At 39.2% G+C, this 23,607-nt stretch carries 19 protein-coding genes; 17 read left to right on the top strand and 2 right to left on the bottom strand.

Translation table 11 applies throughout. From position 1 onward, the window contains the following. Positions 1–64: 64 nt before the first annotated feature. The 10 genes from rpoE to pdxJ all read left to right on the top strand — a co-directional run bounded on the left by rpoE (position 65) and on the right by pdxJ (position 8,773). Positions 65–646 carry an RNA polymerase sigma factor RpoE gene (gene rpoE, locus PARC_RS04335; RefSeq protein ID WP_002958721.1) on the top strand — a complete coding sequence of 194 codons (582 nt, stop codon included), beginning with the start codon at positions 65–67 and terminating at the stop codon, positions 644–646. A 1-nt stretch (position 647) separates the two neighbouring features. Next, entirely contained in the window at positions 648–1,265 is a 618-nt protein-coding gene (locus PARC_RS04340; RefSeq protein WP_007581717.1) for a sigma-E factor negative regulatory protein, read from the top strand. 4 nt (positions 1,266–1,269) lie between these two features. Beyond that, the gene (locus PARC_RS04345; protein ID WP_007581719.1) at positions 1,270–2,220 is read left to right on the top strand and encodes a MucB/RseB C-terminal domain-containing protein; all 951 of its coding nucleotides are present in this window, start codon (positions 1,270–1,272) and stop codon (positions 2,218–2,220) included. 19 nt (positions 2,221–2,239) lie between these two features. Further along, the gene (locus PARC_RS04350) at positions 2,240–2,689 is read left to right on the top strand and encodes a SoxR reducing system RseC family protein (protein WP_007581722.1); all 450 of its coding nucleotides are present in this window, start codon (positions 2,240–2,242) and stop codon (positions 2,687–2,689) included. A 275-nt stretch (positions 2,690–2,964) separates the two neighbouring features. Then, complete coding sequence (lepA, locus tag PARC_RS04355) at positions 2,965–4,752, top strand: translation elongation factor 4 (protein ID WP_007581724.1); 1,788 nt, start codon at positions 2,965–2,967, stop codon at positions 4,750–4,752. Between the two features lie 16 nt (positions 4,753–4,768). Next, the gene (gene lepB, locus PARC_RS04360) at positions 4,769–5,704 is read left to right on the top strand and encodes a signal peptidase I (protein WP_007581726.1); all 936 of its coding nucleotides are present in this window, start codon (positions 4,769–4,771) and stop codon (positions 5,702–5,704) included. 2 nt (positions 5,705–5,706) lie between these two features. Further along, complete coding sequence (gene rnc / locus PARC_RS04365; RefSeq protein WP_007581728.1) at positions 5,707–6,384, top strand: ribonuclease III; 678 nt, start codon at positions 5,707–5,709, stop codon at positions 6,382–6,384. Continuing rightward, entirely contained in the window at positions 6,374–7,306 is a 933-nt protein-coding gene (gene era, locus PARC_RS04370; RefSeq protein ID WP_007581730.1) for a GTPase Era, read from the top strand. Before rnc ends, era begins: the two co-directional genes overlap by 11 nt. Positions 7,307–7,326: 20 nt before the next feature. Then, on the top strand, positions 7,327–8,019 hold the full coding sequence (gene recO / locus PARC_RS04375) for a DNA repair protein RecO (RefSeq protein ID WP_010553211.1): 693 nt from the start codon (positions 7,327–7,329) through the stop codon (positions 8,017–8,019). 22 nt (positions 8,020–8,041) lie between these two features. Then, positions 8,042–8,773, top strand: a complete 732-nt coding sequence (gene pdxJ, locus PARC_RS04380; RefSeq protein ID WP_010553212.1) for a pyridoxine 5'-phosphate synthase — start codon at positions 8,042–8,044, stop codon at positions 8,771–8,773. Positions 8,774–8,855: 82 nt separating this feature from the next. Here pdxJ and barA read toward each other — a convergent pair whose 3' ends face one another. Further along, complete coding sequence (gene barA / locus PARC_RS04385; RefSeq protein WP_007583105.1) at positions 8,856–11,630, bottom strand: two-component sensor histidine kinase BarA; 2,775 nt, start codon at positions 11,628–11,630, stop codon at positions 8,856–8,858. Between the two features lie 109 nt (positions 11,631–11,739). Here barA and rlmD point away from each other — a divergent pair, with 109 nt between their 5' ends. The 5 genes from rlmD (at position 11,740) to eno (ending at position 19,238) form a co-directional block, all read left to right on the top strand. Beyond that, positions 11,740–13,065 (top strand): 23S rRNA (uracil(1939)-C(5))-methyltransferase RlmD, encoded by a 1,326-nt coding sequence (rlmD, locus tag PARC_RS04390; RefSeq protein WP_010553213.1) that lies wholly within the window; start codon positions 11,740–11,742, stop codon positions 13,063–13,065. Between the two features lie 8 nt (positions 13,066–13,073). Beyond that, complete coding sequence (gene relA / locus PARC_RS04395; RefSeq protein ID WP_010553214.1) at positions 13,074–15,230, top strand: GTP diphosphokinase; 2,157 nt, start codon at positions 13,074–13,076, stop codon at positions 15,228–15,230. 2 nt (positions 15,231–15,232) lie between these two features. Beyond that, positions 15,233–16,030 carry a nucleoside triphosphate pyrophosphohydrolase gene (gene mazG, locus PARC_RS04400; protein WP_010553215.1) on the top strand — a complete coding sequence of 266 codons (798 nt, stop codon included), beginning with the start codon at positions 15,233–15,235 and terminating at the stop codon, positions 16,028–16,030. Between the two features lie 162 nt (positions 16,031–16,192). Continuing rightward, positions 16,193–17,827 (top strand): CTP synthase, encoded by a 1,635-nt coding sequence (pyrG, locus tag PARC_RS04405; RefSeq protein ID WP_010553216.1) that lies wholly within the window; start codon positions 16,193–16,195, stop codon positions 17,825–17,827. A 112-nt stretch (positions 17,828–17,939) separates the two neighbouring features. After that, positions 17,940–19,238, top strand: a complete 1,299-nt coding sequence (gene eno, locus PARC_RS04410; protein ID WP_010553217.1) for a phosphopyruvate hydratase — start codon at positions 17,940–17,942, stop codon at positions 19,236–19,238. A 195-nt stretch (positions 19,239–19,433) separates the two neighbouring features. On the opposite strand, the gene mutH is transcribed toward eno, so the two are convergent. Further along, positions 19,434–20,105: a DNA mismatch repair endonuclease MutH gene (gene mutH / locus PARC_RS04415; protein ID WP_010553218.1), complete on the bottom strand. Its 672-nt coding sequence runs from the start codon at positions 20,103–20,105 to the stop codon at positions 19,434–19,436. Positions 20,106–20,788: 683 nt separating this feature from the next. Here mutH and rppH point away from each other — a divergent pair. Then, positions 20,789–21,307, top strand: a complete 519-nt coding sequence (gene rppH / locus PARC_RS04420) for an RNA pyrophosphohydrolase (protein WP_002958704.1) — start codon at positions 20,789–20,791, stop codon at positions 21,305–21,307. 30 nt (positions 21,308–21,337) lie between these two features. Then, positions 21,338–23,602: a phosphoenolpyruvate--protein phosphotransferase gene (ptsP, locus tag PARC_RS04425; RefSeq protein ID WP_010553219.1), complete on the top strand. Its 2,265-nt coding sequence runs from the start codon at positions 21,338–21,340 to the stop codon at positions 23,600–23,602. Positions 23,603–23,607 lie beyond the last annotated feature (5 nt).

Below are 23,607 nucleotides of genomic sequence, written 5' to 3' on the forward strand. Positions count from 1 at the left end.
ATTTGTGAACAATGACGACAATATGAATAACAAGCAAAAATCAGACATAGGAGTACCGGCTCGAATGAGCGAGCAGGAATTAGATTTAGTGCTAGTAAAAAGGGTCCAGCAAGGAGATAAAAACGCCTTCAACCTATTAGTAAAGAAGTATCAAAACAAAATTGCAGGTTTGATCTCACGTTATGTATCAAACCAAGGCGATATTGCTGATGTAGCACAAGAGGCTTTTATTAAAGCTTACCGTGCACTTCCAAACTTTAGAGGTGACAGCGCCTTTTACACGTGGTTATACCGTATTGCCGTTAATTGTGCTAAAAATTACTTAGTAGCCCAGGGGCGTAAGCCGCCAGCAAATGATATAGACGCTGAAGATGCCGAGTTTTATGATTGTGCAGATTCAATGCGATCTAATGCATCTCCTGAAAACCTACTTTTAAGCGAAGAAGTACGCGCTGTTATTTTTAATACGATTGATAGTTTGCCTGAAGATCTTAAAACCGCAATCACCCTTAGAGAAATCGAAGGGATGAGCTATGAAGAAATAGCAGTGGTAATGGATTGCCCGGTCGGGACTGTGCGTTCGCGTATATTTCGTGCCCGTGAAGCAATAGATAACAAATTAAACCCATTAATAGGCGAGTCTTAGTATGACAAAAGCACACCTTAACAAGTTAGATAACGAAGCGTTATCGGCATTACTTGATGGCGAGCAACATCTGACTGATGCAAAAATTGCAGAGCAAGATGTAACTACGTTTGGCCGTTATGCGTTAATTGGTGATGCGATGCGTGCTCAAAAAAATAATAACGACATACATATTGATATTAGCGATCGCGTTGCATTAGCACTTGAAAGCGAGCCTGTTTATGCTGACTTTAGTCAGTCAAAAACACAGCCTCAAGCAATCACTGAGACGGTACAAGATAATAAAGTAGTGGCTTTTAATTGGCGCAAGCCAGTTGCTCAACTAGCAATTGCAGCCAGTGTGGCAATGTTTGCTATTGTTGGAGTTAATACGCTTCCTCAAAGCAACAACGAGCAACAAAGCGAAATTCCATTACTACAAACCACACCGCTGACAGGTATGGCATCGCCAGTAAGTTACTCATCTGAGCCTGCGCTTGAAAATGCAGAGCAAGGTTTACGTGAATTACAGCAACAACGTATTGGTGCATTAGTTCTTGAGCATCAACGCCAAGCACGAGTTGCGAATTCTTTAGAAACAGCGCAAACTAATACCAAAGCGTCTGAGGAAAAAAACTAATTAAATGAAAGTAATCACTTTTGTTCTGTCGTTGGTAGTAAGCTTTAATGCATTTGCTAACGACACAAATCCTGCCAAAGATTTATTACTAAAAATGGCTAATGCCGTTCACACCCGTAATTTTGACGCTTCGTTTGTGGTTGTCAAAGGTAAAACAATGGAACCCTACCGATGGGTGCATGCTTTACAAGGTGACACAGAACTTGAGCATTTAAGTTTACTTAACGGTGCTGGGCTTGAAATGGTCCGTATTGACAACCAAGTTACTTATTTTGAACCTCAGTCTGAACCATACTCCCTAAAAACAGATTCAATAGCGGGTCCAATCCCTGAAGTACTTTTTAAAGATATAGATCGCTTAAGCGCGCACTATGATTTTGTACTAGGCGGGAAAGGTCGTATTGCTGGGCGTGCTGCACAACTAGTTCGCATAGAATCTAAAGACGAGTATAAATATAATTATTGGATTTGGCTGGATATGGAGTCGTCGTTGTTACTAAAAGCCGCGTACGTTAACCATGAAGGTGAGGCCTTAGAGCAGTTACAGCTTACTCACATTAGTGTGACAGAGCAGCCAGCAGGTATGTTACTTGAAGTCCTCAATCGAAACTTTCCAACGCCTTTACCAAACGATGCACTTATAAACGAAGACAGTACAGCGACTAACTGGCAAATTAGTTGGTTACCGGATGGCTTTGAATTACTAAAATCAGACAGACATAAGCTCGATTTAAATAACGAATTAACAGACTATTACTTGTTCTCTGATGGTTTTGTTGAAATTTCGGTATTTATTCAGCGTCCATTACCGGGTAAGCGTTTAAGTGGTGCACTAACCTCTGGTGCAACGACAGTATATGTGCATAATGGCGGTAATTTTGATGTATCGGTTGTTGGTAATGTACCGAGTATGACCGCAAAAGCGATTGCTGAGTCAGTTACCCGCGCATTATAAACGATTCGTAAGGATTGTTATGATTGAACAAACCCTCACTGTTGTGGCCCTCGATGGCCACATTGCTCATTTAGAAGCACAACAAAAACAAGCTTGTGAAGGCTGCAATGGTCGTTGCGGCTCACAAGTGTTTGGTAAGCTATTTGGCACTGCAAAAAAAACCTTCCCTTATAAATTCGAATCCTCTGTTGAAATAGGGCAAAAAGTAACTTTGTCACTTGACGATAGCCACGTCGTTAAGCATGCATTTGCGGTATACATGCTACCTCTATTTTTAAGTCTTGTGTTTGCAATGATTGCATCTGAGTTATTTTTAATAAGTGAAGGTTGGCAAATATTAGCGGCAGCGTTAGGTGGTGTTACTGGTTTCTTTATAGCTAAAACTCGCGTGAAATCGCTAAAGCACGATATAAAAGTTATAAAAATTCACCCAATTAGTATCCCTTTAACTCAAATAGATGGTGATTGACGCCAATTAAATGTAAAATTGCCGTTTTATACCAAAGTAACTTGGAAATACAGGGAATAGTGTTTTTTTAAATTATTTTATCTAGCTGAATTATGTAAGTTAAATAAGTTTAACTTATTGTTATTCAATAAATAAAATGGTTTTAATCAATATTGAAAAGCATTCGTGATGTTTGTAATTTACAAACTGAGCTTATGGCATCCTACAGCAAGTATTTTCAAGTCACTTAGGTATTCATATTTAGTCCATTAAAATAGAAGTATAGAATCCAGTTTATGAAGCATATCCGTAATTTTTCGATCATCGCCCATATTGACCATGGTAAATCGACCCTTTCAGATCGTTTGATCCAAGTTTGTGGCGGTTTAACCGACCGTGAAATGCAAAAACAAGTTTTGGATTCAATGGATATTGAGCGCGAACGTGGTATTACCATTAAAGCGCAAAGTGTAACGTTGAATTACAAAGCGAACGATGGCGAAACTTATCAACTTAATTTCATTGATACTCCAGGACACGTTGATTTTACATATGAAGTATCGCGTTCTTTAGCTGCATGTGAAGGTGCACTACTCGTTGTTGATGCAGGCCAAGGCGTTGAAGCACAAACATTAGCTAACTGTTACACCGCTATTGAAATGGAATTAGAAGTAATTCCAGTACTTAACAAAATCGATTTACCGCAAGCGGATCCTTTGCGCGTTGCAGAAGAAATTGAAGAAATTATTGGTATTGATGCCCTTGATGCAGTGCAATGTAGCGCTAAAACGGGTGTAGGTATTGCCGAAGTTCTTGAAATGATTGTTAGAGATGTTCCGCCGCCAGTAGGCGATACAGATGGACCTCTACAAGCACTTATTATCGATTCTTGGTTTGACCCATACCAAGGCGTTGTATCATTAGTGCGTATTAAGCACGGTGAATTACGCACTGGCGACAAAATAAAAATAATGTCGAATGAGCATATACATACTGCCGACCAAGTGGGTGTGTTTACACCTAAGCAAACTAACACCGGTATTTTAAGAACCGGTGAAGTAGGGTTTGTTATTGCTGGCATCAAAGAGATACATGGTGCGCCAGTAGGCGATACTATAACTCATCAAAAAAATGCGGCTCCACTTCGTTTACCTGGTTTTCAAAAAATTAAGCCTCAGGTTTATGCAGGTATGTTCCCAATTGCATCAGATGAGTATGAATCATTCCGTGATGCGCTTAATAAATTAAGCTTAAACGATGCGTCGTTATTCTTTGAACCAGAGAATTCAACTGCATTAGGTTTTGGTTTCCGCTGTGGCTTTTTAGGTATGCTACACATGGAAATCATTCAAGAGCGTTTAGAGCGTGAATACGATATTGATTTAATTACAACGGCACCTACGGTAATCTATGAGATAGTTACTAAAGAAGGTACATTCCAGATTGATAACCCGTCTGATTTACCTGCAGTAAACGATATTTTAGAAATTCGTGAGCCGATTGTTGAAGCTAATATTTTGGTACCACAAGAGTACTTAGGTAATGTTATTACTTTGTGTATTGAAAAACGCGGTAGCCAAACAAAAATGACCTATCACGGAAAGCAAGTAGCTGTTACGTATGAGCTACCTATGGCTGAAGTGGTAATGGACTTTTTTGATAAATTAAAATCAACAAGCCGTGGTTTTGCATCGCTTGATTATAACTTTAAACACTTTCAAACATCAGATATGGTGCGTGTTGATATTTTAATCAATAGTGAGCGTGTTGACGCACTTGCGATTATTGTTCACCGTGATGGTGCTCAGTCTCGTGGTCGCCAATTAGCTGATGCATTAAAAGAGCTTATTCCTCGTCAAATGTTTGATATTGCGATTCAAGCAGCTATTGGACAACACGTTATTGCACGTACTACGGTAAAACAGTTACGTAAAAACGTAATTGCTAAGTGTTACGGTGGCGATGTGAGTCGTAAGAAAAAGCTACTTAAAAAGCAAAAAGATGGTAAAAAACGTATGAAGCAAGTAGGTAATGTTGAAGTGCCTCAAGAAGCGTTTTTAGCTATTTTAAAAGTTGGTAAATAAAAACAAAGGATTATAAATGGCTGGTTATTTTTCAGTTTTATTGGTGCTATTAACCTTAGGCTCAGGCTTAATATGGTTAATAGATCACTTAATGTATGCACCTAAAAGACAGGAACGCTTAGCGATAGCGCAAACGTCTGCTGGAGCTCCGTTAGATGAAGAAACTGCGGCATTAATTGCACCAGAACCAGTACTAACAGAAACAGCAAAGTCGATTTTCCCGATGATTGCAGCAATTACTATTTTTAGATCATTTATTTTTGAACCGTTTCAAATTCCATCTGGTTCAATGATGCCTACACTGTTAGTGGGTGACTTTATTTTAGTACAAAAGTATTCATATGGAATAAAAGACCCAGTTTGGCGCACTCAGTTAGTTGATATCGGTGAGCCTGAACGTGGTGATATTGTTGTTTTTAAATACCCTTTAGATGAAAGTGTTGACTATATTAAACGTACGATTGGTTTACCTGGCGATAAAATTGTTTATCGTGATAAACGTTTATATATTCAGCCAAACTGTAAAGAAGGCGAAACCCAACAGGGTGAGCTTTTATGTAATGAATTCAATAAAATTGATTTTAAACTAATTAATGATAACGAATTTAAACAAGGCCCAATGCCTCTAGCTCGTGTGAATGAAAATTTAACAACAGTTACGCATGATATATTAATCAACCCACAAGCGCCTGAAAGAAAAGGGCGTTACTATCAGCAACCGGGCACGCCTTCTGATGAATGGACTGTTCCTGCTGATCATTATTTTATGATGGGTGATAACCGCGACAACAGCCAAGATGGTCGCTTTTGGGGCTTTGTACCAAAAGAAAACTTGGTGGGTAAAGCTGTCTTTATATGGATGAGTTTTGAATTTGAGAATGGCCCTGATGATATTTTACCAGGATGGGTTCCAACTGGTGTTCGCTTTGAACGCCTAGGTAATATTCAGTAACGATGAAAAAAAATGTAACAGAATTATATAAAAAAATTGGCTATGAATTCGCTGATCAAGGTTTACTTGAACAAGCAATGACGCACCGCAGCCACAAAGGCCAACATAATGAGCGACTAGAATTTTTAGGCGACTCGATTTTAAGCTTTGTGATTGCCAATGCACTTTATGCCAAATTCCCTAAAGCGCGTGAAGGCGATTTAAGCCGCATGCGCTCAACACTTGTGCGTGGTCAAACACTTGCTGAGTTTGGTCTTGAATTTGGTCTAGGCGATTATTTACGCTTAGGGCCGGGCGAGCTTAAAAGTGGCGGCTTTCGTCGCGAGTCAACGCTTGCTGATGCAGTAGAAGCTATTATAGGCGCTGCATTTTTAGATTCAGGTATCGACAGTTGTGGCGATCTTATATTGGCGTGGTACCAATCACGTTTGGATGCTATTTCACCAGGGCTTAACCAGAAAGATCCTAAAACCCTGCTGCAAGAGTATTTACAAGCCCGTAAATTATCGTTACCGGGCTACACAGTGGTTGATACACAAGGCCAAGCACACAATCAAACATTCACGGTTGAATGTATTGTTGATGGAATGGATAGCATAATTTCTGTTGGTAGCTCGCGCCGTAAGGCCGAACAAAAAGCTGCTGAAAAAGCATTGAAGATACTTAAAAATGAACCTTGATACCTTAATACAGCCTCATGAACGTGATGTAGATACATTTTGTGGAATGGTGGCGATTGTCGGTCGACCAAACGTAGGTAAATCGACTTTGCTTAATGAAATCATTGAGCAAAAAGTGAGTATTACCTCACGTAAACCACAAACTACACGTCATCGTATTATGGGTATTCATACCGTAGATAAACACCAAGCGGTATACATAGATACACCGGGTCTACACGTTGAAGAAAAGCGTGCTATTAACCGTCTAATGAATCGAGCAGCGTCTAGTTCTATCGGCGATGTAGAGCTTATTATTTTTGTCGTTGAAGGCACTCATTGGAATGCAGATGACGATATGGTACTTAATAAAGTATCGCAAAGTGGTAAGCCTGTATTATTAGTTATTAATAAAATTGACCAAGTTAAAGACCGTGATCTTGTATTGCCTCATATGAAGTGGTTAAGTGACAAGTTTGATTTTGTTGGAATTATGCCAGTATCAGCAACGCAAGGTAAAAACGTTGATTTAATCAAAGCAGAAGTAACTAAACGCTTACCTCCTTGCGAATTTTATTTCCCAGAAGATTATGTAACTGACCGTTCGATGCGCTTTATGGCAGCTGAAGTTATCCGTGAAAAGCTAATGCGTTTTATGGGTGAAGAACTACCGTATTCTGTGACTGTTGAAATTGAGCAGTTTAAGTGGCAAGACAACGGTATTTGGCACATCAATGGGTTAATTCTTGTTGAGCGCGAAACACAAAAACGCATGGTTATTGGTAATAAAGGCGAAAAGCTAAAAACCATTGGCCGTGAAGCCCGTAAAGACATAGAAGAAATGCTTGATAACAAAGTATTTTTAGAGCTTTGGGTTAAAGTTAAGTCAGGTTGGGCTGATGATGAACGTGCACTAAGAAGCTTAGGTTACAGTGAAGACTAAACCAAGCAGTAGCTTAGTGAATGGATAGCGACTTCTACACCGCGTATTTATTACATCGGCGTCCTTATAGTGACTCCCAAGTAATGTTAGATATGCTTGTAGAAGGCGTTGGCCAGTTAAGAATGCTGGCCCGAATTAGTGGTCGCCAGGCCACTAAACATAAAGCACAACTTCAGCCGTTCCAGGCACTCCTTGTTAATTACAGTGGCAAATACGATTTAAAATATATCAATAAGTTTGAACTGCATGGTAACTCGCACTTTTTAAAAGGTGATGAGCTTTATTGTGGTTTTTATTTGAATGAGCTAACTAATCGCATCGTTCCTGTTAATGAGCCAATTGAACAAGTATTTGAGCTATATAAATCTCACCTAGGAAACCTAAACAGCGGAGCCAATTTACAAGAAGTGCTTCGCTCGTACGAATTTCAATTATTGGAATTACTCGGTTATGGCGTGGATTTTAGTTTTGATGCCAGTGGTGAACCAATAGATGAAAAGCAGACGTATAGTTATTTCCCCGAACTTGGTTTTTTAGTACAAGAAGATACGCGTTCTGGATTTAGTGGCAAACAACTCAACGCCATAGCAAATCATGACTTTAGCCAAAGTGATGTGCTATATATGGCAAAGCAATTAAGTCGCTATTTATTAAAACCCTTATTAGGTAGTAAACCATTAAAAAGCCGTGAGCTATTTATGGCCTCTCAATAAACGTAATTTTACAGGTAAGAAAATGAAAGATATTCTTTTGGGTGTAAACGTAGATCATATTGCAACACTTCGTCAAGCGCGTGGAACAAGTTACCCAGATCCAGCCCATGCAGCCAGTGTAGCAGAGCATGCAGGCGCAGACGGTATTACGATTCACTTACGTGAAGACAGACGCCATATTCAAGATCGCGACGTTTATGTGATGGCTAAAACTATCCAAACTCGCATGAATCTTGAAACCGCTGTTACCGATGAAATGATACAGATAGCGCTTGAAGTAAAACCCGAGTACGTGTGTTTAGTACCTGAAAAGCGCGAAGAGTTAACCACCGAGGGCGGCTTAGATGTAGCGGGTAATATAGATAAAATTAAAGCCGCAACAAAAACGCTTACCGACGTGGGTATTAAAGTATCGCTATTTATTGATGCAGATAAAGCACAGTTAGATGCAGCCAAAGAATGTGGTGCTCCTTATGTAGAAATACACACAGGCGCATATGCTGATGCAACAAATGATACTGATTTACACAAAGAGTTAGAGCATATTCGTGAAGGTGTTAAATACGCAGCAAGCTTAGGTTTGATTGTTAACGCTGGCCATGGTCTTCATTACCATAACGTTAAACCCATTGCCGCAATGCCTGAGATTTATGAGTTAAATATTGGCCACGCTATTATTGCTCGTGCAGCGATAGATGGACTCGATAAAGCCGTACGCGACATGAAACGATTAATGATTGAAGCAAGAATGTAATACGAATCTACATAAGTATTTAAAAAGCTTAATTAAAAAAACGCGGTTAATGCCGCGTTTTCTTATATCTAAAATTCAAAGCTTATCTTTGTAGCTCAGTTACGCTTGCATCAGCAAGTAAGTTTTCAAGCTCGTCCTGTAACTCAAATAATTCAGGTTCAATATTCTCTAACAAGCATTTATTTTTAAGTGATGTTTCAATTGTTTCTGCGAGTGATTTAAGTTTTGGTACACCAGTGTAACAACATGCGCCATGAAACTTGTGGACAATACTTAAGACTTGCTGACAATCATTACTCTCTATCGCTTTAGCAAGCAATGTAAGAGTTTCAGGGACGCTTAGAAGTAGCATATTAAGCATCTCTAGCGCTAACTCGCTCTTTCCGCCAGCACGCTGCAGGGCTTGTGCCCAATCAATTCGACTACTTTGAAATGGTGCAGGACTTTGTGGTGTATCTGTTTTAGCTTTGTCACGATTAACTGGGGTCTGTGGACTATGGTCGCTAATAATTTGTTTAAGCATATCTTCATCAATAGGCTTAGTTAAATAGCCTTTAAAGCCATCTTTTAGTAGTTGCTCTTTTTCGCTTTGAAGGGCGTGTGCCGTTACAGCTATAATGGGTGTATCTTCATTAAGTGATGATTCTTGTATAAGCTTGCATGCGGTTATACCGTCCATAATTGGCATCTGAATATCCATAAAAATTATGTCGTATTTATGACTTTTACTTAAGCTGTATGCTTGTGAACCATTATGTGCCGTTTCTATTACTTCAATCTGTTCACTTAATAAAGTATGGAGAAGTTTTAAGTTGGCATCGTTATCATCAACAACTAATACTTTTAACGGCAGCAAAGCTTGATCGTTTTGTTCAATATTATGAGTAGGGTGGTCAAGCCTGTAAGGTGCAGCAAGTACTTCACATAACTTACGGTGATTAAGTGGTTTACTTAAACACGCATCAGCACCGCTGCCTATAAAGGCTTCTCGCATATTGTGCGATACAGTATTAAGCATTAAATATAAGTAATCAGTAGATTCACGCACGGCTTTCACATAGCTTTTTAGTTGCTGCATATCATCAACTGATGCCATATGGCCAATTAAGCAAACATCATATTTATGTTCAGTATTTTTTATAGCGTCTAAAAAGCTAGTTTCGTTAAAACATGCCGTCACGCTTGATTCCCACTGAGTCAATAACGAAAGTACAGCGTGATGTGTATGCTCGTGTGGCTCTAAATATAAAATACGTTTACCAATGAGCGATTTAGTCGGTAAGTCGTTAGTAAATACATGATTGGGCAAACTAAACACACTATTGAATGTAAAACATGTACCGTTACCTGGTGCAGAGTTTAATGTTATGCGGCCATTCATCGCTTCAACAATATGCTTGGTAATAATGAGGCCAAGACCTGTACCACCAAACTTACGTGTAATGCTTGAGTCTGCTTGCCCAAATGGAGTAAATAAAGAGTCTTGCTTATCCATAGGTATACCCACGCCAGTATCTGTTACTGATACAAGTAAAGAAGTACGTTCGTCGTCGAGTAACCGATGGCTTATGTCGACCTTAATGGAGCCTTTTTCAGTAAATTTAATTGCATTACTTAATAGGTTTATCAGCACTTGTTTAAAGCGAGTGGGATCGCCCGTTAAGTCATCTGGTACTTGTTGGTTAATGTAAATGGATAGCTCTAATTGCTTATCGTGTGCGCTAGGAGCGAGTAGCGTCATCACTTCATTTACAGCATCACGAAGTTGAAACTGAATCGACTCAAGTTCCATTGCACCCGCTTCTAGTTTGGAGAAATCTAGAATGTCGCTAATAATAGTCATTAAACTATTTGCTGATAGCATAATAGTATCGAGATAATCTTTTTGATGCTTGTTTAGTGGTGTTTTATAAAGCTGGCGTGTAAATCCAATAACACCGTTGAGAGGAGTACGAAGTTCGTGACTCATTTTAGCTAAAAAGTCTGATTTTACGCGGTTAGCATCTTGAGCTTCTTTTTTTGCAAACGAAAGTTCTATATTTGAAGTTTCGTATTGCTCTAGTGTTTCACGGTAGTCGCTAGTTGCTTGGTCAATATTTTTTTGCATTTCATCTTTTTGCATCACCATAGTGTGAGCAATGGTATTTAAGCCTTCTCGCAATAGCTCAAATTCACCTATCATGTTGTCGTTAAGGCCAGTACTTCTTTTACCTTCAACTAACTTGTCGGTTGCAAGTACTAACTTATTAAGCGGCGTCATAAACATGCGGCTTAACCTTAAAGCTAAAATTGCTGCAAATACCAATGATAAAATAATTACAATACCGCTAATTAATAAAGCACGTTGCTGCCCTATAACCGCTTGGTCTTTGTTTAGCTGTATAATAACGGTGCCCAGAGATGACTGAAAAGCAGATGGATCCCATTTAGAGTCGTGACTTGTATGGTTAATAATGGGCGTGAAGAATGTAACAAGCTCATCTGACTTTTGCACATGGGTCGTTTTTAAATTTATGAGCGTCTTTTGATTAATTAACTTTTCAAATGAGCGGTGATAATTACTCGTCATTAATAGCGCATTATTTTTATCAAAAATTGCAATCGACTTAATTGTAGGGGAGTGCTTGTTATGTGTGTAGCTTATAAGGCGATTCAATAGCTGTTTGTTTTTTTCGAGCATGGGTTGCTCAAGCGCAATAGCAAGTGGCTCAGAAATAGTAGTACCTTGCTGATATAAAATTTCATCAAGCTCAATGTAACGATTTATTGTAAAATAGCCACCAAGTAGTAATCCTATGATCACCGTTGGGATCAGGGTCAGTGTTAAAACAGAATCGCGTAAGCCTAATTTGGTCATAATGGGAGCGTTTTATCGTTATTAGTATGATTTGAGTATATACGGTTCAACACGCATTCTAAAGCATCTAAATATAGGTGCTTCATAAATAAACTGAAGGTAATGCCTAATGGCGCAAATTTTTAAAGCGAAAAAAAAACCGCTTAAGCAACAAACATTAGAATTAAATATAACGGGAATGGATCATCAAGGGCGTGGCATTGCTAAGCATCATAATAAAGTATGCTTTGTAAGCGGTGCATTACCAAATGAAACAGTTAAAGCAATGCTCGTCGAAGATAAAGCTAAATACAGCAGTGCAAAAGTAATTAAAGTTATTAAAGCGAGTGAATCAAGAGTAGACGCTTTTTGTGAGCACTATAATCAGTGTGGTGGCTGCCAATTACAGCATTTAGAAGTAAGCCAACAAGTTGTAGAAAAACAAACTGCAGTTACTCAGCTATTTAGTAAGTTTGCTAAATTAAACAGCTTAAACTGGCAAGCTCCATTATTAAGTAAGTCTGTGCATTACAGGCGCAGCGCTCGCATAGCCGTTATGTTTGATAAAGCAGCAAAAAAAATGCGTGTGGGTTACAGAGCCAGTGGTTCAAAAAATATTGTCAGTATTAATAAATGTGCAGTACTTGATGAAGTATTTGCAGATGTTTTTACACTTTTTGATGGTTTAATTAATCAACACAAAGCGCTGCACAGTATAAGCCATTTACAGTTATGCCAAAGTGATGAGGAAAACTTTGTTGTTATTCGTCACACTAAAGCAATTAACGATGATACAAAGGCTTTGGTTGAGCACATAACAAAAAGCCAACAGTTTGAAATTGTATGGCAAAGCGAGAGCGATGTAATTGAGCATTCACACTTAGCCATGCCGTTTTATTATCTTAAAGAGTTTGATCTAAAATTTGAATTTGGTTTAGGTAATTTTATTCAGGTAAATGCGCAAGTTAACGAAGCTATGTTAAAGCAAGCCGCAAATTGGCTTGATTTAAAAGGTGATGAAAATTTATTGGATTTATTTTGTGGCATTGGTAATTTCTCATTAGTGTTGGCAAAACAAGCAAAATCTGTAATTGGCGTAGAAGGTGTGACTTCAGCGGTTGCAATGGCTGCTCAAAATGCGCAAACTAACTCTATTACCAATGCGCAGTTTCATTGCTTTGATTTAACGCAAAGCATACAGAGCGCCCCATGGTTTAGTAAAAACTTAGATGTGCTTGTACTCGATCCTTCTAGGACTGGTGCAATGGCTGTATTAGAGCAATTATCTTTAAAGCAGTTTAAAACTATTTTATATGTCTCTTGTGACCCTGTTACTTTAGCCCGTGACAGCGCAATTATTTCACAAGCTGGCTTTGATCTTAATAAAATTGGGCTAATGAATATGTTCCCTCATACAGGGCATATTGAAACTATGGCGTTATTTCAACGGAGGTAGAACGCATTATGGTAGCTACACGACAATCACATCAACAAGATGAGACAACAGATTTTAGCACTCGGCTTTCATTTCTTGCCTTGTCTGAAGAAAAAACAGAGCTACTTACTAAAGCGCAAGCGCTCTGCGTAAAATGTGATAATGAAAGCAGGCAAACTACTGCAATCGAAATGGTTGAAATTTTAGCTGAGCTAAATCTCGACCCCGAATCGTTAGCTACTGCGTATTTAACCCCGTATTTTTTAAACGATTTAATATCACTAGAAACCATAGAAGAGCAGCTTGGTAGTAATATAGCCATGCTGTTAACTGGGGTTGCACAAATGGCCACTATTAGTACTTTATCGCATCAAGGTAAAGGCACTATGCAAGTTGATAATATTCGAAAAATGTTATTAACCATGGTTGAAGATGTGCGCGCCGTGGTCATTAAGCTTGCCGAGCAGGTATGTCATTTACGTAATGTAAAAAATGCGGATGAAGAAGACCGCGTCATTGCCGCTAAAGAAACGGCTGATATTTTTGCACCATTGGCAAACAGATTAGGAATAGGGCAATTAAAGTGGGAACTGGAAGATTTATCGTTTAGATATTTGCACCCAGGCACCTATAAAAGCATAGCCAAACAACTTGACGACAAACGTCTTACGCGCGAAGCCTATATGGAAGATATGGTTGAGCAAGTAAAAAACCGTTTAAGTGAAGCGGGCATAGAGGCCCAAGTTTATGGCCGCCCCAAGCACATTTACAGCATTTATAAAAAAATGCAGCAAAAAAACTACGAGTTTGATCAGCTTTTTGATATTCGTGCAATGCGTATCGTTGTTGAACGCCTACAAGATTGTTATGGAGCGCTGGGTATTGTGCACACCAATTGGCGTCATCTTAATAAAGAGTTCGACGACTATGTAGCAACCCCAAAACAAAACGGCTATCAGTCAATCCATACCGTGGTATTTGGGCCTGAAGGTAAAACAGTAGAAATACAAATTCGTACCAGCGATATGCATCAAGATGCTGAGTTGGGTGTGGCTGCACACTGGATGTACAAAGAAGGTGCATTACCAGGGCGCGGCTCGGGTTATGAGCAAAAAATTAGCTGGCTACGTAAGTTACTCCAATGGCAAGAAGAAGTGGTTGATGGTGGTGATTTAGCAGAAGAGCTTAAAAACCAAGTAGTAGAAGACCGCGTATACATATTTACCCCAAGCGGCGATATTATCGATTTACCACTTGGCGCTACACCACTTGATTTTGCTTACTACATTCACTCAAATGTAGGGCATCGTTGTATTGGCGCAAAAATTTTCGGCAAAATAGTGCCGTTCACGCATCAACTTACAACTGGGGATCAGGTAGAAATACTGACCCAAAAACAACCAAATCCAAGTCGTGATTGGTTAAACCCGTCATTAGGATACATTAAGTCATCGCGCGCTAGAGCCAAAATTCATCACTGGTTTAAACAGCTCGACCGCGACAAAAACTTAAGTGCGGGGAAAGAAATTCTCGACAGTGAATTACAAAAGCTTAATTTAACATACAAAGATTTAGAGCCTGCCATCAAGCGTTTTAACTTTAAAGAACTTGATGACTTAATGGTTGCAATTGGTGCGGGTGATGTACGTCTCAATCAAATGCTTAACTTTGTAAGTGATCGGACAGAAGATGAACCGGTTATTCGTATTAAAGCGCCTAGCAAAGTAACGGGTGATAAAAACGGCATAGTGGTTGATGGCGTTGGTAGCTTAATGAGCCATGTAGCAAAATGCTGTCGTCCTGTCCCTGGCGATGAGATAATAGGTTATATAACGCAAGGTCGAGGAATAGGTGTTCATAAGGAAGACTGTGATTCGTTTAATAACTTAAAAAATCAGCATCCAGAGCGTGTTATTTCGGTAAGTTGGTCTGATGATATCAACGGCTCGTACGCACTAAGTATTAAAATAGAAGCAACCGATCGTTCAGGGTTAATACGCGATATAAGCTCAGTACTTGCTAACGAAAAAGTAAATGTTTTAAACATGAACGTAAATACGGTTGAAGATAATCAGTTAGCTATATTTACGATGCAAATAGAAGTACATGACTTATCGGGTACTAACCGTGTTCTTTCTAAGTTACACCAAATTGAAGGTGTACACGATGCCAAGCGTGGTCATTAATCATGAATGATAATGCAGCGCTTACACAACTTCTTAGCATAATGAAAACACTGCGAGATCCCAAGGGCGGTTGCCCGTGGGATCTTAAACAAGATTTTAAATCTATTGTGCCGCATACACTAGAAGAAGCATACGAAGTTGCCGACTGTATTGAGTCAGGCAACTTAGATGAGCTTAAAGGTGAATTGGGTGATTTGTTATTTCAAATTATTTTTTATGCGCAGCTTGCACAAGAGCAAAATCTATTTGATTTTAATGATCTAGTAGAGCAATTAAACGATAAGCTTACACGTCGTCACCCGCATGTATTTGGCGATAAAAAAGAGCTAACAGACGATCAATTATCGCAACAGTGGCAAGCAATCAAAGCACAAGAACGCAGTGCTAGAGCGCAAACAGAATCACCTTCTTTTTGGCAAGATATTCCTGCCAATATGCCAAGCTTAAGTAAAGCTAAAAAAATTCAACAACGCGTTGCCGCACTTGGTTTCGATTGGCCAACGTATCACGGTGCACTTGATAAAGTGAGCGAAGAAGTGCTTGAAGTAAAAGAAGCGATTGAGCAAGACCCGTTATCTGATCATACAGCGGAAGAACTCGGCGACTTACTTTTTGCCACTGTTAATGTTGTACGCCATGTTAAACGAGACCCCGAACAGCTGCTTCGTAGCGCTAATGATAAGTTTTCAGCGCGTTTTGAAAAGGTAAACGCCTATTTGTATGCGCAAGGCAAAAGCTTAGATACAGCCACCTTTGAAGAAATGGACAGTGCATGGGATGCAATTAAAAAAGTAAAATAGGCTTAATGTTAAATAGTGCACATTTTTTGTGCGCGCATTAGCTAATTTTAGCTGGATTGATAAGCAGTGTTTTGGTACAATTTCGCCCCGTCTTGATGATATACCCTTAGGCTCTTCTTTGGGTGTTATATTCCTTTTAATTCCTGATATTCTAGGGTTCGCATGAGTACAAAATTTATCTTCGTTACTGGCGGAGTTGTTTCTTCGTTGGGTAAAGGTATTGCCGCAGCTTCACTGGCCGCTATTTTAGAAGCCCGTGGTTTAAATGTTACCATTTTAAAGCTGGATCCTTACATCAACGTTGACCCAGGCACAATGAGCCCAATTCAACACGGTGAAGTTTACGTTACAGAAGACGGCGCAGAAACTGACCTTGATTTAGGTCACTACGAGCGTTTTATTCGTACCAAAATGACTAGTCGTAATAACTTCACACAAGGCCGTGTATATGAAGACGTATTACGTCGTGAGCGCCGTGGTGAATACCTAGGCGCTACTATTCAGGTTATTCCACATATCACTAACGATATTAAGCAACGTGTATACGACGGTGCTGAAGGTTATGATATTGCTATTGTAGAAATTGGCGGCACTGTAGGTGATATAGAATCACAACCGTTTATTGAAGCAATTCGTCAGATGGGAACTGAAATTGGCCGCGAACGCGCGCTATTTATTCACTTAACGTTAGTGCCATTTTTAGGCCCTGCAGGTGAAGTTAAAACAAAACCAACTCAGCACTCTGTTAAAGAGTTACGCTCAGTAGGTATTCAGCCAGATATTCTTATTTGTCGTTCAGACCGTAAACTACCTAATAATGAGCGTGCAAAAATCTCATTATTCACAAACGTAGAAGAAAAAGCGGTTATTTCATTACCTGACGTAGACAGCATTTATAAAATTCCTGCGTTATTAAAAACGCAAGAATTAGATAACTTCGTATGTCGTCGTTTTCACTTAGATCCACCAGAAGCAGATTTAGCTGAGTGGGAACAAGTACTTTATCAAGAGTCTAACCCAACGGGTGAAGTGACAATTGGTATGGTTGGTAAATACACTGAATTACCAGATGCGTACAAATCGGTTAACGAAGCATTAAAGCATGCGGGCCTTAAAAACCGTTTAACAATTAATATTCAATACGTAGATTCACAAGATTTAGAAAACAAAGGTGTTGAATTACTTTCACACTTAGATGCTATTTTAGTACCTGGTGGATTTGGCGGACGTGGTGTTGAGGGTAAAATCTTAGCGGCTAAATACGCACGTGAAAATAAAGTACCATACCTAGGTATTTGTTTAGGTATGCAAGTAGCATTAATTGAATATGCACGTAATGTTGCAGGCTTAACGGATGCAAACTCTACAGAGTTTAATGCAAACTCAGAAGCGCCAGTAGTTGGCTTAATTACTGAATGGCTAGATGCTGAAGGTAATGTTGAAACACGTAGCGAAAAATCTGATTTAGGTGGCACTATGCGTTTAGGCGCACAAAAATGTCATTTAACACCAGGTTCTAAAGTACGCGAAGTATATGGCAGCGACGAAATTGTTGAACGTCATCGTCATCGCTACGAAGTAAATAATAACTTTGTAGAAATACTTGAAAAAGCAGGCTTAAGCTTTACTGGTTTATCAGAAGATAAAAAACTGGTAGAAATTATCGAAAATAAAGATCACCCATGGTTTATTGCCGCGCAGTTCCACCCGGAATTCACGTCAACTCCACGTGATGGTCATCCGTTGTTTGAAGGGTTTGTAGCAGCCGCGCATATCCACCAAAAAGCGAATTCGTAATTTTAAAAGCCGTGCATATTGCACGGCTTTTTTGTTTTAAGGGCTGACTAAGCTATATAAAACGTAGTAAAGTTAGCTGAACTCACCATTTTGGGAATATAGAGGAATCAAGATGTCAGAAATCGTAAAAGTAATCGGTCGCGAAATTATGGACTCGCGTGGTAACCCAACTGTTGAAGCAGACGTACATTTAGCAGATGGCTCTTGGGGTCGTGCAGCAGCACCTTCAGGCGCATCTACCGGTACTCGTGAAGCATTAGAGTTACGCGACGGTGATAAATCACGTTACTTAGGTAAAGGTGTATTAAAAGCAGTTGGTTATATCAATAACGAAATTGCTGATGCTTTAAAAGGCCAAAGTGCATTAGATCAAAGCGCTGTAGATAAAGTGATGCTAGATTTAGACGGTACCGAAAATAAAGAAAAATTAGGTGCAAACGCAATCTTAGCTGTATCACTAGCAACTGCGAAAGCAGCTGCACAGTCTAAAAAAGTTGAGCTTTATGAACATATCGCTGACTTAAACGGCACGCCAGGTGTTTACTCTATGCCACTTCCAATGATGAACATCATCAATGGTGGTGAACATGCAGATAACTCTGTAGATATTCAAGAATTCATGATCCAACCTGTTGGCGCTAAAAACTTCCGCGAAGGCCTACGTATGGGTGCTGAAATCTTCCATAGCCTTGCTAAAGTACTTAAAGCTGATGGTCATTCAACAGCGGTTGGCGATGAAGGTGGTTTTGCACCTAACCTTGCATCTAACGAAGCGGCTCTTGCTGCAATTAAAGTAGCTGTTGCAAACGCAGGTTACGAGCTAGGTAAAGATATTACTCTAGCGATGGATTGTGCTGCATCTGAGTTCTACGACAAAGAAGCAAACATTTACGATCTTAAGGGTGAAGGCAAAAAATTCACTTCTGAAGAATTTAACTTCTTCTTACAAGATCTTACTAATCAGTACCCAATCGTTTCTATTGAAGATGGTCTTGATGAGTCTGATTGGGATGGCTTTGCACATCAAACTAAACTAATGGGTGATAAAATCCAATTAGTAGGTGATGATTTATTTGTAACAAATACTAAGATTTTAAAACGTGGTATCGACAACGGTATTGCTAACTCAATCTTAATTAAGTTTAACCAAATCGGTTCTTTAACTGAAACTTTAGCTGCAATCAAAATGGCTAAAGACGCTGGTTTTACTGTTGTTATTTCTCACCGTTCTGGTGAAACTGAAGATTCAACAATTGCTGATTTAGCGGTTGGTACTGCTGCAGGTCAAATTAAAACAGGTTCATTGAGCCGTTCTGACCGTGTTGCAAAGTACAACCAATTGCTACGTATTGAAGAGCAATTAGGTGATAAAGCACCGTACAACGGTCTTAAAGAAGTTAAAGGTCAGTAATTCTATTTTATATAGAATCTAATTTTTAATTTTAGATGATAAAATCCTCGCATAAGCGGGGATTTTTTATGCCTGATACTTTTTCAAAGAGATGAGAATTAGTTGTAGCGTTAAGCTTGCTTGCTGGCGCGCGCACGCAGTGCGAAAAGAGGGTACCCACAAAAATGGCTCAACAATTAATATTTTATAACACAGTTAAAGCTGAAACTGCTGTTTTAAAATATCACCTGTAAAACTGGTTTTTAAGTAAAAGCCACGGGGTAGGGTTTTAATTATTTGCCCATTTGGACCAATAGCATCAGTCACTATTTTACTATGAGCAGCTTTAGGGCGTATTTGCATCGCATCGCCTAAATGGCCTGATATTTCGTCGACTCTACCTAGTGCAATTAGCTCCATTTGCTCTTCCCAGTCGCGTTGTAATAAAGCGTCTTGTTCAAACGTGGGTTGCCACAAAAAGCCGCTGCCGATGGTTCTATCAAACGGGGCAATATCACGTTCGCTTAAAATTGGCAGCCATAAAACATGATTTAGTTTTTTACGTACAGAGCTGGTATGCCAAGTCATTCCTGTAACGTTCATTAAAGGTGTAACCGATACAAACGTAGTTTCAAGTGGCCTACCTTTATAGGAAATAGGTAGTGTTTTTAGCTCAATTCCTAAATCTTCAAAATCCGGAAGTGGTTTTGAGCCCGCAGTAGCACCTAATACATATTCAATTAACTGACCAGTCCAACCTTTTTCGCGCAGTAAATCATCTGGCGTTTTAAAATTATACTTGTTAGCAAGCTGCCCTAGAGTTAATCCGGCAATATTATTAACGCGTTGCATTAAATCGTTTATTGAGTGTGGTTTTGTAGGTCGCATGTCATGCCAATTTTATTAAAATATGAATATTATAGAGGTTTAACAACTCACTAACTACGTTGAAATTACTTATGCGGAGAAACTGCATATGATAGTTTTTTGTTATTGAGCTACTTTTTATTGCGATTATAAATATCAATGCAACGTAATTAGTATTCTTAATTTCGGTTGTATAAATATCATAGCCATGATAGCAAATAGGCTAAGCCATGGATATCACTAGAGTTGTGTGTTTTTTGCTCGCTTGTTGTTTGGGTTAATTTTGAACATATTGAAATTAAGCTGCTTTACTTTAAGTTACTGACTCAGTTGGTTTTTTTAATGTTGTACATTCAGTTTTGATTAAGCAATTTAAAAGTTGTAAGGATAAATACAACTATATGAACATGTTTATCCACAGAATCTGTGGAGAAGCCAAGTTTTTAGATCTAATATTGTGGATTTGTTTGCAAAATGAGCGTGTTTTACAAAAGTTATGCACAAACTGTGAGTAACTAGAGGAAAACAAGAACCGCAATAGCCTTGTTAAGTTATTTTCCAAATATTTACCCACTCTCCATAATTTATCAATGTACTAAAAGCTCAAACTTAGCTTACTAATCGGGTTGGGTATAATAGTATTTGCCGTATTGCGGCTAATGTGGAACAATCATTAAAAATCGACTTACAAATGAGGCACTAAGGTGATTGATGCCGAAGGTTTTCGTGCCAATGTCGGAATTGTGATTTGCAATAATCAGGGACAGGTTTTTTGGGCCAGACGTTATGGTCAACACTCTTGGCAATTTCCCCAAGGTGGTGTTGATGATGGCGAAACTGCAGAACAAACCATGTACCGTGAATTACACGAAGAAGTAGGGTTGCGACCAGAAGATGTAGAAATAGTCGCAAGCTCAAAACATTGGTTACGCTATAAATTACCCAAACGATTAATCCGCCGAGACTCTAGTCCGGTGTGTATTGGGCAAAAACAAAAATGGTTTTTACTAAAATTACGCTGTAAAGACGAAGATGTAAATTTACTTAAAACCCATCATCCTGAATTTGATGATTGGCGCTGGGTAAGTTATTGGTATCCTGTAAGACAGGTTGTATCGTTTAAACGGGATGTTTATCGACGTGTAATGAAAGAGTTTGCTCCTTTCGCCATGCCTTTTAATAAGAGAGAACAACATAAAGATCATTGGCGAAGTAAAAGGTAGTTAATTCAGAATAAAATAAAGGAGCAGGACATGCTGGCTACACTGAGATCTATTGCGGAGTCTGTATCGCGACAAGCGAATTTAGACAGCGCATTAGTGTGCTTTGTGCAAATGGTTAAAGATGCCATGAAAACCCAGTGCTGCTCCATTTATTTTGCAGATTACAGCCAAGACAACTTTGTACTTATGGCAACCGAAGGGCTAAACCCCGATGCGGTAGGTAAGTTTAGAATTGGTTTTACCGAAGGTTTGGTTGGCCTAGTAGCGCAACGCGAAGAACCTATTAATATTGCATTTGCTAAATCGCATCCTCGTTTTAAGCTCTCCCCCGAAGTAAACGAAGAAGGCTACAACGCTTTTTTATCTGTACCCGTTGTTCATCAAAAAAAAGTACTGGGCGTTATTGTTGTCCAACAAAAAATGGCACGTGTATTTAGCCAAGACGAAGAGTCGTTTTTAATAACGCTTTCTGCTCAACTTGCTTCACAGTTAGCGCATGCTGAAATTAAAGAAATACTACGCCAAGATGAGTCATCTCATCAAACGTCTGTTTTAAAAGGTGTATCGAGCGCGCCAGGAATAGGTATAGGACAAGCATTTGTTGTATTACCAAAACTTGATTTTAAATCTATTGAGCTTTTAAAAGACAGTGACGTCACTGAGCAGCGTCGTTTATTTACTCAAGCTGTAGCTGCAACGCGCAAAGAATTTAATACCCTATCTATGACGCTAAGCGATTCTATTCCGCACGAAGCTCTTGCGGTATTTGATGTGTATCAACAACTGCTTGACGCTAAAAGTTTAGGGCATAATGTTGAAATGCAATTACAAGAAGGCTGGTGTGCTAAAAGCGCCCTAAAAATTGTAATAGAGCGTTTAATATCTCAATTTAATGCCATGCAAGACCCTTATATAAAAGAGCGTGCTGTTGACGTTAAAGACATTGGTCTTCGCGTATTACACCACCTTGTAAATACCGAGCACGCTGTTAAAAATTATCCGGCCAACACTATTTTAATTGCTAATACCTTAACACCCGCCATGCTTGCTGAAGTGCCAAAAGGTCACTTAACAGGCGTTGTAAGCGTAAATGGCTCTGCAAATAGCCATGCTTCTATATTAACGCGTGCGATGGGCATTCCTGCCATTTGGGGTATAGAGGATTTACCTCTACTGCAGTTTAATGGCAAACCGATGATTTTAGATGCATTTGCTGGGCGTTTATATATATCGCCTTCACAAATGCTGATGGACGAATACACAGAGTTACAGCATCAAGATAACCTACTTAATAACCGCTTTTTAGCTGAGCAAGACTCAGAATCAATTACGCTTGACGGTGAACATGTTAGCTTATTATTAAACGCAGGCCTTGAGCTTAATACTGAGCAAAGTAGCGCTCATATTTGTGACGGTGTGGGGCTTTATCGAACCGAAGCGTGGTTTATGCAAAAGGGTCAGTTTCCTTCGCAATCAGAGCAAGAAAATTGGTACCGAGAAGTACTAACTAGCTATCATCCTAATCCTGTGGTTATGCGTACATTGGATATTGGGGGCGATAAGGTACTTGATTACTTTAATATTACCGAAGAAAACCCATTTTTAGGTTGGCGTGGTATTCGTATAAGCCTTGATCATCCAGAGTTATTTTTAGATCAACTAAAAGCGATGCTTAAAGCAAATATTGGTTTGGGTAATTTAAAAATAATGCTCCCTATGATCAGTGGCACTGAAGAAGTTGATGAGTCACTTGCGTTATTTGAACAGGCTTATTTTGAGTTAAGTGAAAAATACCCAGAGCAAACCATAGAAAGACCCGACATAGGAATAATGCTGGAAGTACCTTCAAGTGTATTTATGCTTCCAGAGTGGTCAAAAAAAGTTGATTTTTGCTCAGTAGGCAGTAACGATTTAACACAGTATTTATTAGCAGTAGACAGGGCTAACGCACGTGTAGCCGAACTTTTTAACCCTTATCACCCAGGTGTACTAAGAGTACTAAATAAAGTGGCGCACGAATGTGAGCAATATGAACTGCCATTTAGTTTGTGTGGTGAACTAGGCGGCGATCCTGAAGGGGCTATTTTGCTTATTGCCATGGGTTACAGACGCCTGAGTATGAATTTATCATCGCTTAATAAAGTTAAATGGGTACTTAGGCGTTTAAATGTCAGTGACATGGAACAACTATTAAGTGAATGCTTAGCGCAATCCACAGCCAAACAAGTACTACGTTTAACGCGAAGCTTTATGCTAGAGCATAGATTAGGTGACTTATTTTATACTCCAAAATAAGTATC

This window comes from Pseudoalteromonas arctica A 37-1-2, from assembly GCF_000238395.3.
GTDB classification, from domain to species: Bacteria; Pseudomonadota; Gammaproteobacteria; order Enterobacterales; family Alteromonadaceae; genus Pseudoalteromonas; species Pseudoalteromonas arctica.